This is a genomic window from Mesorhizobium sp. M1334, assembly GCF_040317995.1.
GTDB lineage: Bacteria > Pseudomonadota > Alphaproteobacteria > Rhizobiales > Rhizobiaceae > Mesorhizobium.
Genome location: NZ_JAMYLM010000005.1, coordinates 117,125 through 129,590 on the forward strand (window position 1 = coordinate 117,125; position 12,466 = coordinate 129,590).

15 protein-coding genes and 1 pseudogene are annotated in these 12,466 nt (G+C 63.4%); 7 read left to right on the forward strand and 9 right to left on the reverse strand.

Features of this window, described 5'->3' with window-relative positions; genetic code table 11:
* Positions 1-32 precede the first annotated feature (32 nt).
* The 5 genes and pseudogenes from NKH17_RS12030 to NKH17_RS12050 form a co-directional block, all read right to left on the reverse strand.
* Positions 33-1,643, reverse strand: coding sequence for an NTP transferase domain-containing protein (locus tag NKH17_RS12030; protein WP_352896687.1), 1,611 nt, complete (start codon positions 1,641-1,643; stop codon positions 33-35).
* The gene (locus NKH17_RS12035; protein ID WP_352477377.1) at positions 1,640-2,344 is read right to left on the reverse strand and encodes an XdhC family protein; all 705 of its coding nucleotides are present in this window, start codon (positions 2,342-2,344) and stop codon (positions 1,640-1,642) included. Before NKH17_RS12035 ends, NKH17_RS12030 begins: the two co-directional genes overlap by 4 nt.
* A 6-nt stretch (positions 2,345-2,350) precedes the next feature.
* Positions 2,351-2,689, reverse strand: a complete 339-nt coding sequence (locus tag NKH17_RS12040; RefSeq protein ID WP_352477376.1) for an XdhC family protein — start codon at positions 2,687-2,689, stop codon at positions 2,351-2,353.
* Positions 2,690-2,751: 62 nt separating this feature from the next.
* A pseudogene (locus tag NKH17_RS12045) lies at positions 2,752-2,847 on the reverse strand (AAA family ATPase); the annotation flags it as partial.
* A gap of 67 nt (positions 2,848-2,914) precedes the next feature.
* Positions 2,915-3,409: a flavin reductase gene (locus tag NKH17_RS12050; protein ID WP_254817660.1), complete on the reverse strand. Its 495-nt coding sequence runs from the start codon at positions 3,407-3,409 to the stop codon at positions 2,915-2,917.
* 180 nt (positions 3,410-3,589) lie between these two features.
* Between NKH17_RS12050 and NKH17_RS12055 the strand changes: the two genes are divergently transcribed.
* Positions 3,590-4,663: a branched-chain amino acid ABC transporter substrate-binding protein gene (locus NKH17_RS12055; RefSeq protein WP_352477374.1), complete on the forward strand. Its 1,074-nt coding sequence runs from the start codon at positions 3,590-3,592 to the stop codon at positions 4,661-4,663.
* A 14-nt stretch (positions 4,664-4,677) separates the two neighbouring features.
* Positions 4,678-5,697, forward strand: coding sequence for a P1 family peptidase (locus tag NKH17_RS12060; RefSeq protein WP_352477511.1), 1,020 nt, complete (start codon positions 4,678-4,680; stop codon positions 5,695-5,697).
* A gap of 47 nt (positions 5,698-5,744) precedes the next feature.
* On the opposite strand, the gene NKH17_RS12065 is transcribed toward NKH17_RS12060, so the two are convergent.
* On the reverse strand, positions 5,745-5,999 hold the full coding sequence (locus NKH17_RS12065) for a DUF2171 domain-containing protein (RefSeq protein WP_254817658.1): 255 nt from the start codon (positions 5,997-5,999) through the stop codon (positions 5,745-5,747).
* Positions 6,000-6,244: 245 nt separating this feature from the next.
* On the opposite strand from NKH17_RS12065, the gene NKH17_RS12070 reads away from it, so the two are divergent.
* The 4 genes from NKH17_RS12070 to NKH17_RS12085 are packed head-to-tail and all read left to right on the forward strand — an operon-like array spanning position 6,245 to position 9,421.
* Complete coding sequence (locus tag NKH17_RS12070) at positions 6,245-6,970, forward strand: DUF2259 domain-containing protein (RefSeq protein ID WP_352896684.1); 726 nt, start codon at positions 6,245-6,247, stop codon at positions 6,968-6,970.
* 11 nt (positions 6,971-6,981) lie between these two features.
* Positions 6,982-7,482: a hypothetical protein gene (locus NKH17_RS12075; protein WP_352477372.1), complete on the forward strand. Its 501-nt coding sequence runs from the start codon at positions 6,982-6,984 to the stop codon at positions 7,480-7,482.
* Between the two features lie 59 nt (positions 7,483-7,541).
* The gene (gene purB, locus NKH17_RS12080; protein WP_352477371.1) at positions 7,542-8,849 is read left to right on the forward strand and encodes an adenylosuccinate lyase; all 1,308 of its coding nucleotides are present in this window, start codon (positions 7,542-7,544) and stop codon (positions 8,847-8,849) included.
* Entirely contained in the window at positions 8,849-9,421 is a 573-nt protein-coding gene (locus NKH17_RS12085; protein WP_254817654.1) for an RBBP9/YdeN family alpha/beta hydrolase, read from the forward strand. Before purB ends, NKH17_RS12085 begins: the two co-directional genes overlap by 1 nt.
* A 5-nt stretch (positions 9,422-9,426) precedes the next feature.
* Here the strand turns inward: NKH17_RS12085 and NKH17_RS12090 are convergent, their stop codons facing one another.
* Complete coding sequence (locus tag NKH17_RS12090; protein ID WP_352896682.1) at positions 9,427-10,239, reverse strand: VOC family protein; 813 nt, start codon at positions 10,237-10,239, stop codon at positions 9,427-9,429.
* A 271-nt stretch (positions 10,240-10,510) separates the two neighbouring features.
* Here NKH17_RS12090 and NKH17_RS12095 point away from each other — a divergent pair, with 271 nt between their 5' ends.
* On the forward strand, positions 10,511-11,059 hold the full coding sequence (locus tag NKH17_RS12095; protein WP_352649238.1) for an RBBP9/YdeN family alpha/beta hydrolase: 549 nt from the start codon (positions 10,511-10,513) through the stop codon (positions 11,057-11,059).
* On the opposite strand, the gene NKH17_RS12100 is transcribed toward NKH17_RS12095, so the two are convergent.
* Both NKH17_RS12100 and NKH17_RS12105 read right to left on the reverse strand, forming a co-directional pair.
* Entirely contained in the window at positions 11,056-11,829 is a 774-nt protein-coding gene (locus NKH17_RS12100; RefSeq protein ID WP_352506422.1) for an HpcH/HpaI aldolase family protein, read from the reverse strand. The two genes, NKH17_RS12095 and NKH17_RS12100, sit on opposite strands and share 4 nt — an antisense overlap.
* A gap of 118 nt (positions 11,830-11,947) precedes the next feature.
* Positions 11,948-12,268 carry a DUF1476 domain-containing protein gene (locus tag NKH17_RS12105; protein ID WP_352506423.1) on the reverse strand — a complete coding sequence of 107 codons (321 nt, stop codon included), beginning with the start codon at positions 12,266-12,268 and terminating at the stop codon, positions 11,948-11,950.
* Positions 12,269-12,466: the final 198 nt, after the last annotated feature.

Consider the following 12,466-nt stretch of genomic DNA (forward strand, 5'->3'; position numbering starts at 1 on the left):
CCCTCAGCCATGCGTTTTTCGGCTTCGGTTTGTCAATCCTGCAGCACGCCGCCGGCGCCTTCCAGCGCCTCGCGCGTGTCGACATCGATCGCTGCCCCTTCGCCGATCTCGACATCGATGACGTCGAGCCCTTCGGCCTCGACCAGATGGCGGGCGCCGGTATCGCCTTGGAGGTGAGCGATCGCGGCAAACAGCGGACGCGGCAGCAGCACCGGATTGCCGCGCCGCCCAGCGTGCGAGGCCCGCACCACCGATCGGCCTTCTGACCTGCGGAACGCCTCGATCAGCCTGTCGAGGTCGGCCGAGGCGACGCCGGGCATATCGCCGAGGACAATCATGGCGCCGGCGGCGTCGCCGGAAATCTTGGCGATGCCGGCCTTTAGCGACGAAGACAGACCCTCGGCGAAATCCGGATTGTCGGCGAAGGTCACATCGAGGCCAGACAGTGCACTGCGCACGCGCTCGCTCTGGTGGCCGGTGACTACGATGGTGGCCGCGGCTTTCGAACCGACCGCGCGTTCGGCGGTGCGGCGGACCAGAGGCTTGCCATCGAACAGTGCCAAGAGCTTGTTCGGCCCGCCCATGCGGCTGGAGCGGCCGGCGGCCAGAAGCACAATCTCGACCTTTGGTTCGGCTTTGGCCGGCAACGGCTCGCGCGGTTGCGGCCGCGTCGGAATTTCCATCAACAGACCGCCGACACCCATGCCGGCAATATCCCTGGCGGTCACGTCGAGACCGGCGATCAGCCGGTCGAGCACCCAGTCGAAGCCGTTCTCCTTGGGACTGCGGGCGCAGCCCGGCGCACCGATGATGCGCTTGCCGCCGAGTGTGCCGAGCACCAGCAGATTGCCGGGATCGACCGGCATACCGGCGCGGACGACAGTGCCGCCCGCCCTTTCGATCGCAGCAGGAACGACGTCGCCGAAATCGGCCATCGCCGAAGCGCCGAAGATCACCACCATATCGTTGTCGCGGATCAGCGAGGCCGCAGCCTCGGCGACGGGGATAATTTCATGCGGCGTTCGACGCTCCGCCGTCAGCCTGCCGCCCGAACGCGCCAGGCGTGCTTCGGTGACGCGCAGCGTCTTGTCGAGCACGCTGGGTTTGATGCCGGGCAGCACCGTCTGGATGACGCCGACGCGCACCGGCTGATAGGCGTTGACCGCAAAGATCTCGCCGCCCGCGCAGATCCTTGCCACCGCATCGACCAAAGCGGAGGCGGCCGCAAACGGAATGATCTTCACCGTTGCTACCATCTGACCTTTTTCGACCGGCGCATGCTGCGCGAGCGTGGCGATGGTGATCGTCGGATCGACGGCGTTGATGGCGTCGATCATCGCCGCGTCGACGGTGAACATGCCGGCAGCCTGCGCGTGGAGGTTGACCCTACCTGTCGCGGCAGGCTTCGCCTCGATGTTGCGATGGATCATACATGCGGCGATCTTTTCAGCGGCGACGTCCTCGCTGAGATCATCGGGCGCCAGCACCGCCGCGACGACCTCGGAAATGCCAGCGGCCTTCAACAGGGACACATCTCCGGCGCTTAACCGGTGCGCCTTGCGGAAGCGGCGCTCTCCGGCTGTAGTGGCGTGCGCAAGCACTGCCCCTTCGGCCGCATCGATCGCAACGGGACCAAATTTCACGCGACTGCGCCTTTGGATTCGAGGCCGCGGGAGCGAAAGGCGTGGATCGCTTGCGCCAACACCGCGACGGCTATCTCGGCCGGGCTGGCAGCTCCAATGTCGAGGCCGATCGGCGCATGAATGCGGGCGATCTGGTCGGCTGTCGCCCCCGAAGCCAGCAGGCGTTCCACACGTTTGGCGTGGGTCTTGCGGCTGCCGAGCGCGCCGACATAAAAGCAGCCGGCGTCGAGCGCCGCCTTCAACGCGAAATCGTCGATCTTCGGATCGTGGGTGAGAGCAGCCAGCGCCGTATAGTTATCGAGCGGCTGACGCGTCAGCACATCCTCTGGCCATTCGGCATGCAGCGCGATATCGGGAAAACGATTGGGCGTGGCAAAGGCCGTGCGCGGATCGATGATCTCGACAGGATAGCCGGCGATCCTAGCCATCGGTGCCAGCGCCTGGCTGATGTGGACGGCGCCGATCACCACCAGGCGCGGCTGCGGCAGATGTGCGTTGAGGAAGAACGTGCGCCCCTCAGCTTCGACCGAACCGGAATTGCCCGTGCGAAATGCCTTGGCGACGGCCGCCCCGAGTTCACCGGCTACCCGGTCTCCCTCGCGCACGACACGGTCGCGGCCGTCGCCGAGATCGGTGACCAGGATTGCCGCGCGGCGGGCGCGGCGTTCGGCGTTGAGTGTCTTCAGCGCATAGGGATCCATTCGAGATCAACCCAATCTTTCTACATAGACCTTGATGCGGCCGCCGCATGACAGGCCGACTTGCCAGGCGGTCTCGTCTGCGACGCCGAATTCGAGCATTTTGGCCTTGCCGCTGTCGATAACCTCGACCGCCTCGGTGACTACGGCGCCTTCGACGCAGCCGCCAGAGACGGAGCCGTGGAAATTGCCTTGGGCGTCGATGACCAGGTGGCTGCCGACCGGGCGCGGCGCGGAGCCCCAGGTCTCGACCACGGTGGCAATGGCGACATCCTTGCCGTCCTTCATCCAGCCCTCCGCGATGATTAGCGGGTCGCGAGCCTCATCGAGATAGATACTGCGTTCCATGATTCCTCCTTGGGAGACATGTGGTTACGCGACGCGCTTCACGCCAGCCTCGATCCATCGGCGCGGGTCGACCGAACCCATAAAAACAGCACGGTTGCCAGCGACCGGTCCGCCACATAATCCGCACGGGTCAACAGATCGAGCGTCTCGTCGATCATCCGCGGCGCCGGACGCGGTTTTCCACTCGGTCATTCTGTCTCCGCGGGCGCGGCCACCTGAAAGCCTCTACAAAGCGTGGTAGCCGCGGTTGTGATAGATCAGCGGCCGCAAGTTATCGCCCATACGCAAACCTGTAACCTTGCCAAAAAGCACACGGTGGGTGGCCAGATCCTTGGAGTCGATCAGTTCGCAGTCGAAGACGGCGAGCGCGCCCTTCAGCGTCGGCGCACCAGTCGAGATCACATCCCATTCGGCCAACGCGAAACGCTCCTCGACCGGCAGGCCGGTCATGCCGGAAAAGCCGATCGACAGCGGCTCCTGATCCGAAGCCAGCGTGTTCAGGGCAAATTTGCCGTTTTCCACGAACGGCTCATTCTTGGGATTTTCGCGATTGAGGCAGACCAGGATGGTTGGCGGCGTGTCCGACACCGAGCAGGCCGCGATCACCGTCGCGCCGCGCCTGCCGGCGGGGCCATCGGTGGTGACTACATGCACATGACCGGCAAAATGGGCCATCGCGTCGCGGTAGGCCTGCGGCCCGATGTCATTCTTCTTCAGCACCGATGATTTTCCACTAGTCAGAACCAACCGTTATATATGGGGGGATATTGCAGCCCACAAGCGAAGTGCTTGACGTATATCCTGGATTCCCGTGTTGCGCCAAAGCTGGCCAGCCTTTAGGTCTTGACGGCATTGGCGCCGGCAGAACACGCGACCGGCGCGGAGGAATTCTTCGCTCGCATGCGACCTTGGACAACCACAATAGCGGTGCTGGCCTGGCTCTCGGTCGCCGGGGGTGCGAGCGCCGAGAGGCTGCTGGTCGGCGTCGCGGCACCGCTGTCGGGGCCGTCGGCGATCCTCGGCAAACAGATCGAGGCAGGCGCGACAATGGCGGCTGAAGCGAACGACGCCGAAATCACGACGATCGATGACGCCTGCACGGCCGATGGTGGCGCCGCCGCCGCGCGGGAGTTCGCCGCGGCCAAGGTCAACGTCGTCATCGGGTTTTTGTGCACCGACGCAATCGAGGCGGCTCTGCCGATCCTCAAGGATGCCGGCATACCGGTGATCACAGTCGGCGTTCGCACGGAAAGCCTGACCGACCGGCGCGCCAAGACGGGATGGCCGATCTATCGTCTCGGGCCGCGCGGCGACGACGAGCGCAATGCCGTCGCTGCCATCCTCACCCGCCTATGGCAGACCGAGCTGTTCGCCATCGTCGACGACGGCACGATCTATGGCCGCGAAATGGCCGAGACGTTTCGGGCAGCCGCCGAGCAAGCGGCCCTGAAGCCGGTGTTCGTCGACACGTTCCGGCCGCAGCTCGACAACCAGATCGGCCTGATCGGCCGACTTAAGAAAGCCGGCGCAACGCATGTCTTTGCCGGCGGCGACGGCGATGATGTCGCCATTATGGGCCGGGATGCTGGCCAGCTAAATACCGGCATGGTGTTTGCGGGCGGCGAAGCGTTGCGCGCGCCGCTCGGCGATGTGCCTTATGCCATCGGCACGCTGATGATCGCGCCGCCCGAATGGGCCGATGTCGCCGACCCCAAGGTGCTGCAGAGCTTTGCCGGGCAAAACATCGTGCCGGAAGGTTACACCCTGCCCGCCTATGCCGCGGTCGAGATCGCCAAGTCGGCTTCGGCATTGACGCAAAGCTCCGGCGAGAGACTGGCCAACGTGCTGACCGCGCATGACTTCGCCACGGCGATCGGACCGATCCGCTTTGACGAAAAAGGTGACCTGACGCAAAATCCTTATCGAGCCTACCGTTTCGACGGCGGCCGTTTCGTGCCGGCGGAGAGCCAATGATGTCCAGCACGGGGATGTTCCGTACGGGTCCGCGCAATCTCATCACCGACGTCGCCGGCCTGCGTGTCGGCAATGCGGCGAATGCGAAGCTGAAATCCGGTGTGACCACCGTCATCTGCGACGAACCGGCCGTGGCCGGCGTGCAAATCCTGGGCGGTGCGCCAGGCACCCGCGAAACCGACCTGCTCGAGCCGCACAATTCGATTCACGCCATCCATGCCGTGGTGCTTTCGGGCGGCTCGGCTTTTGGCCTTGACGCCGCGTCGGGGGTGCAGGCGGCCTTGCGCGAAAGAGGCATCGGCGTCGAGGTCGGCGGCTTTCGGGTGCCGATCGTGCCGGCGGCGATCCTGTTCGACCTGCGCAATGGCGGTGACAAGGATTGGGGCCGGTATCCGCCTTACCGCGACCTTGGCTACGAAGCCGCGCAAGCCGCCGCGATCGACTTTGCGCTCGGCACTGCCGGCGCTGGTAGTGGGGCTTTGAGCTCCGGCCTGAAGGGCGGGCTCGGCTCGGCCTCGACAGTGCTGGACAGCGGCGTCACCATCGGCGCGCTCGCCGCCGTCAACCCGACGGGCTCGGTGACGGTCGCCGGGACCCGCCATTTCTGGGCGGCGCCGTTCGAGATCGGCGACGAGTTCGGCGGCTTAGGCTTTCCCCACCCAATGCCTGACGATGCCAGAAAGATCCTGCTGAAGTTCCGTGACAAGCATGCCGCAGAGCAGGCGGAAACCGGCGCCAATACGACCATCGCCGTGATCGCCACCGACGCGGTACTCACGAAGGCCGCCGCCAAACGCCTGGCGATATCAGCGCATGACGGCTTTGTCCGTGCCATTTGGCCGACGCACACGCCCGCAGACGGCGATCTGGTCTTCGCGCTGGCAACGGGCAAGAGTGGCATCGAGCTCAGGCCCAACGATGCGATCGATCTCTACGCCGCCGCCGGCGCCACGATGGCGCGCGCCATCAGCCGCGGCGTCTTTGCCGCGACGCCGGCCGAGAGCGATCTGTTCCCGGTCTGGTCGTCGCGCTGACCGCGCAGGGCTCATTCGGATTTGCCGTAACCGGACTGGACTTATGATCAAGTGGGGTCGGATTTTTCTTCCTCGAACGTGACCGCAACGTCCGAGTTTGCCGACAGCCGCACCTTCTGGCCCTCGACCTCGGCGACAAGGCTGAGAGGAATGAAGTGGTGATGACCCCTGTGAGCGCCCTCACCGCTGTCGCGCTTGGTCAGCTTGATGCGATCTCCGTCAACCTTGTCGACGGTACCGACATGGACCCCGTCGGCGCCGATCACTTCCATACGTTCGCGAATCTTGGCTGCATCTGTCATGGGGGTCTCCCTTATAGCGCCGCGCGCTTTTGGACGCGCAAAGGACGCTCTAAAACATTTTGAATCAATGCGCCGTACCTTCCGAAATCGATCCTGATTTTCGGAAGGCACGATGCGGTGAAGCTGCCGACAATAACAAACGACAGCCGGATTGGATGCATCGACTTTGTGTTTCAGTCAGCACGATCTTTTGACGGCATCGTGATAGGAATTTAACGGCGTCCACCGCCTGAATGGAATTCCCCATGCGAAATCTTGCTCTGTTTGCCGTCTGCCTGCTTGCCCAGCTTGCAACTTTGGCCGCCGCCCACGCAGGCGATGTCGCCGAGCTTGAGATCCTCGGCTTCAGCCGCGATGGCGGGGTCTTTGCCTTCGAGGAATACGGCGTCCAGGACGGATCGGGATTTCCCTATGCAAACCGCTATTATATCGACACGGCCGACGACAGTTTCCTGAAGGGCTCGCCGATCCGTGTCCGGCTCGACGACGAGAATGCCCCGGTGGACGCGGCGCGGCTGCAGGCCCGGCAAAAGGGCGAAGCGATCGTCAGTCAAGCGGAACTGAAGGCAAATCGCGGCATCACCGCCGGCTTCAACCCGGTGACCGAGCTTTCCGCCGATCCCTTCCGCATGGTGGTCAATCCGCGCCCGATCTTTTCGCCGATCGACGAGCCGCTCGAGTTCCGGCTCGACCAGATCGGCATGAATGACACCGAGCGCTGCCAGAGCCAGGGCGAGATCAATGGCTTTCGCCTGCTGCGCATCGATGCGAAGGACGGCGGTCAGACGAGCATTATTCACGAGGACAAATCGATCCCGCAAAGCAGAGGCTGTCCGAATGGCTACCAGATCGGCGCGGTTCAGACATTTTCACTGGATAGCCTCAGCGCCTATGCCGTGCTGATCGCAGTGCGCCAATACGGGTTCGAGGGGCCGGACTATCGCTGGATCGCGGTAACCGGTCGCCTGTGACGTTCCCCGCCATGCGCTATCGCGCCCTGTATCGTCTCCGCCGCGCTCTGCCGTCGCTGCGCACGGCATTTGCCGGTGCCTTGCTGTGGGCCATGGCGATGGGCGCCAGCGCGCTGCTCAATTTGCTGCAGTACAATTGGGAGACCCCGGCAAAGATCCGCTTCGTCTCGCTGCTTTATGCAGCCGGCGGTGCGCTCGCTTTCCCGATTGGGCTGTTCCTGGCGCGGCTCGTCTCGCTCGGACGCCACTGGGAGATCGCCCTCGCCGCCGCCTTCGTCTGCCTTCTCGCAGCGACGATTGTCTTCACCGGCGGCCTCTTTGGGCTGCAATACCGCTCCTACTATGTCCAATGGCATGCGCCCGCGTTCACCATCACCTGGGTTTTCCAGTTCGTGTTCACGATGTTGACGGCACTCTACCAGTTCGTCGTCCTTGGCATCCGGCTGTATTTTCCGCTCGGTTTCATTGCGCTCGCTGTCGCCAGTGTCTGGTTTGCGCGCCAGCAACGTTGAGCATTTTGCCTGCCTCTGTTAGGACGCGGGCAAATGCTCTCGCAAGTCAGGACCGACTGATGATCCCTCGCTACTCCCGGCCGGAAATGGTGGCCATCTGGTCGCCCGAAACCCGGTTCCGCATCTGGTTCGAGATCGAGGCCTACGCCTGCGACGCATTGGCCGAGCTCGGCGTCATCCCGAAGGAGGCCGCTAAGACCATCTGGGAGAAAGGCGGGGCGGCGAAATTCGATGTCGAAGCCATCGACGAGATCGAGCGCGTCACCAAGCATGACGTCATCGCCTTCCTCACCCATCTTGCCGAATTCGTCGGCCCGGATGCCCGCTTCATCCACCAGGGCATGACATCCTCCGACGTTCTCGACACCTGTTTTGCCGTGCAACTCACCAGGGCCAGCGATATCCTCCTGGCCGATATTGACGGGCTGCTTGCGGCGCTCAAGCGCCGCGCCTTCGAGCACAAGGATACGATTACCATCGGCCGCAGCCACGGCATCCATGCCGAGCCGACCACCTTCGGCGTCAAGCTGGCGCAGGCCTATGCCGAATTCTCGCGTTGCCGCGAGAGGCTGGTGCACGCGCGCGAGGACATCGCCACCTGCGCCATATCCGGTGCGGTCGGCACCTTTGCCAATATCGACCCATATGTCGAAGAATACGTGGCCAAGAAACTCGGACTGAAGCCGGAGCCGGTGTCGACGCAGGTGATCCCGCGCGACCGCCACGCGATGTTCTTCGCCACGCTCGGCGTGATCGCCTCGTCGATCGAGCGGCTGGCGATCGAGGTGCGCCATCTGCAGCGCACGGAGGTACTCGAAGCAGAAGAGTACTTTTCACCCGGCCAGAAGGGTTCGTCGGCGATGCCGCACAAGCGCAACCCGGTGCTGACCGAGAATCTAACCGGCCTTGCCCGCATGGTGCGCTCGTTCGCATTGCCGGCAATGGAGAATGTGGCGCTGTGGCACGAGCGCGACATCTCGCATTCCTCGGTCGAGCGCATGATCGGGCCCGACGCGACGGTGACGCTCGATTTCGCGCTCTCACGGCTGACCAGCGTTGTCGACAAACTGCTCGTCTACCCCGACAACATGCTGAAGAACATGAACAAATTCCGTGGCCTTGTGCATTCGCAGCGCGTGCTGCTGGCGCTGACGCAAGCTGGCGTTTCGCGCGAGGACGCCTACCGGCTGGTGCAGCGCAACGCGATGAAGGTGTGGGAGCAAGGCGCTGATTTTCTTGAGGAACTTTTGGCCGACAAGGACGTTGTCGCTGCCCTGCCCGAGGCCGAGATCCGCGAGAAATTCGACTTGGGCTATCATACCAAGCACGTCGATACGATCTTCAGCCGAGTGTTCGGAGAGGCCTGATGATTTCGTCGGCCGGAGATTTCGATTTCCTTGCCCTGCCCGGGCGCGGCAACTCCGGGCCGGATCATTGGATGTCGCATTGGTGCCGGGTGTTCCCCAATTCGAGCCGCGTGCTGCAGGCCGAGTGGGACCGGCCTAAGCCCGGGGACTGGATCGGCCAGGTGGATGCGGCGGTGGCCGCCGCACCGCGCCGCGTCGTGCTACTTGCGCATTCGCTGGCGGTGGCGACGGCGGTGAAGTGGGCTGCTAGTGCCAGTCAAAGCCAACTCGACAAGGTCGCGGCGGCATTCCTGGTTGCCGCGACCAATGTCGAGGATACCGATCCCTCATTCGACGCGGTGCGCCCGTTCGCGCCGATGCCGCTGAAGCGCCTGCCCTTCCCGGCATTGGTGGTGGCGAGTCGCAGCGACCCGCGCGTCACTTTCGACAAGGCGACCGCTTTTGCCGCAGCCTGGGGCGCGGATATCGCCGATGCCGGCGATCTCGGCCACATGGGAAACGAGGCCGGCCTCGGCCTATGGCCGGCGGGCCTGCTGATGCTTGGCCGCTTGCTTGAAAAGGCCAAGCTCTAACCGAACTACGCCTTGCCGGGAACGGTCCTGATCACCGTGCCCCACGGATCCTCGCGGGTCGTTGCATCAGCCACATTGTCCGAACGCATCTCGACCCAGGCCAAGCCGGAGCGGGCGGGATCGCGGCGACCGGCGCTCGCGCTCTGCCACGCATTTGCGCCAATGTGGTGATGATAGCCGCCGGACGACAGGAACACCGCCGCGCCACCGTATTTTGCCACGGTGTCGAAACCGAACTCCTGATGCCACCATGCTTCGGCTTCTTCCGGCCGGCCGACCCGCAGATGGACGTGGCCGATAATGCTGTTTTCCGGCGCGCCCTGCCAGCCGACGTCACCGGCCGGCACTTCGGCAATGACCGACGGAATGTTCAGCCGCTCCGTCGCCATCGCGATCTTGTCGCCATTCCATTTCCAATCCTGGGGGCGGCGGTCGGCATAGATCTCGATGCCGTTGCCTTCCGGGTCGGTAAGATAAAGCGCCTCGCTGACCAGATGATCGGACGCGCCCTTGATGCCAATCTTGCCGGCGATGGCGTGGTTGATCCAGCGGCCGAGATCGACCCGGCTAGGGAGCAGGAAGGCGGTGTGGAAAAGACCGGCGCTGCGCGGGTCATCGGGTTTCGCAGCCGGATCCGCTTCGATGTCGAGCAAAGGGCGATTGACTGCGCCGAGCGTAATCGTGCCGCCGGCGCGGCTCAGTTCCTGCAAACCGACGACTTTGCGATAGTAGGCAGCGAGATTTTCTGCATCGCGCGCCCGCAGGCCGACGCGGGCAACGCTGACCGGGGTCGTTGCGGCATAAGGCAGTTCGCTCATCAAAGTGCTCCGTTCAGCCGGCGCTCGACAAGCTTCCAACGGAGGAACCCGGCGCCATCAATCATTCTACGCCGTGTCCGTGCCAAAATCTCGGAACAGCCATTCTTTCCTGGCGACAGATCGTCGATCGCTATCGTTCACACAAGAGCGCAAGAAGCGAACAAGGTGTTCACAATAGCGAGCAGACCGGGCTCATGAGAGGTGCGTTTGCATGTCGCTGTTGAGTTTATACCCGGTTGCACCCGACAGCGCCTCTCGCTACATGCGCGCCATGAAAGTCAGGGAAGCAGATATTCTCATCGTGCCGGGCTACACCAATTCCGGCCCCGATCATTGGCAGAGCCGCTGGCAGGCGAAACTATCGACAGCGCGCCGCGTCGAACAGACGGAATGGTCGAAGCCGGTGCGCGAGGATTGGACGGCCGGTGTCGCCAAGGCGGTTAACGAGGCCGAGCGGCCGGTCGTCATTGTCGCTCACTCGCTTGGCGTCGCCGCGGTCATTCAGGCATTGTCTCGGTTCGAGCGACCGGTCGCCGGCGCTTTCTTCGTGGCGCCGCCCGATGTCGCCAATCCAAAGATAAAGCCGAGGCACCTGATGACCTTCGGTCCCTATCCGCGCGATCCTCTGCCATTTCCGTCGGTGGTGATCGCCAGCCGCAACGACCCGTTCTGCGCCTTTGGCGTCGCCGAGGACATTGCCGCGGCCTGGGGCTCGCTGTTCATCGACGCCGGCGATGCCGGTCATCTCAACGCGGATTCCGGCTTCGGCCCCTGGCCCGAAGGTTCGATGACCTTCGCGAAATTCCTGACGGATCTCTAGGAAGCGATCGAATCCCTGACGCTGCTCAGCAGGGTCTTTGCCCCAAGCGAAATCAGCGAATGCTCCGAACCCATCGCCAGCAGCCGGTAACCCATCGACACCACACGACCGGCAATGGCCGGTTCCATCACATAGATCGCCGCATGCTTGCCGGCCTTGCGGGTGCGCTCGGCGATCGAGGCGACGGTCTCCATCATGCTCTCCAGCGTCGAACTGACGGTGGTCCCCTTCGACCAGGCGATCGAGAAATCCGACGGGCCGAGGAAGATGCCGTCGATACCCGGCGTGTCGAGAATGCCGTCGAGTGCAGCAAGCGCGGCGCGCGTTTCGACCATGGCGAACGCCATGGTGCGCTGGTTGCTGTCGCGCAGCCAGTCGGCATGATCGCCCTTGCCATGGCGCGGAAAGGCATAGGTGGGGCCCCAGGAGCGCTCGCCGAGCGGCGGGTATTTCATGGCGGCGGCAAACAGCCTTGCGTCCGCCACTGAATTCACCATCGGCGCAATCACAGCCTCGGCGCCGAAGTCGAGCGCGCGGCTGGCCATGTCGAAGCGGCCGACCGGGATGCGCACCAAAGCCGGCTTGTTGGCGGCCAGCACCGGCACAAGCCCGCGCAGCACGCTGTCCTCGTGATGGCCACCATGCTGCATGTCGAGCGTAACCGCGTCGAATCCTTGTCTGGCCAGTATCTCGACCGTCAAAGCATCCGGCACGCCTGACCATGCGGTGAACAGTGTCTCGTCGGCCGCAAGGCGTGACTTCAGGGACATTGGCGATTTCCTCTTTGGTTGCAACAATTCAGCCGGAAATGACCGCAAAGGCAAAGAAAAACCGCCCGGTTGGGCCGGGCGGTCGATTGGTCCAGCATTCGATCGGTATCGAAAAGGATCAGGTGTTCTTGATCTGCTCGATCGCCTGCGCCATCAATTCATCCATGGTGCGGCGGATCTGATGGTCCGACTGCTCAATGCCGGCCGCATCGAAATCCTTGCGTATCTTGCGGAAAACGTCGTGATCGCCGGCTTCCTCAATGTCGCTGACGACCACTTCCCTGGCATAAGCGTCGGCATCGGTGCCTGACTTGCCGAGCTTTTCGGCAGCCCACAGGCCGAGCGCTCTGTTGCGGCGTGCCGCTGCCTTGAACCGAAGTTCCTCGTCGAATGCGAATTTGCGCTCAAAGCCCTCTTCGCGGTCTTTCATGCTGCTCATGGCATCCCTCCGTGAAATCCGATTCGTCGTGCCAATATGTGTTGCCGGAGCACAAACCAAAAGGGCGCCGGCCGGTCAATATGCTACATTGCTTGCTGCGCTGCGGCATTTCGGTCCCCGAAAGCGGTTGATTGAAAGGATTTGCCGATTGAGCAAACAGTGCGATTGGGATAGACACCGGCATTGAACCCCACCGTC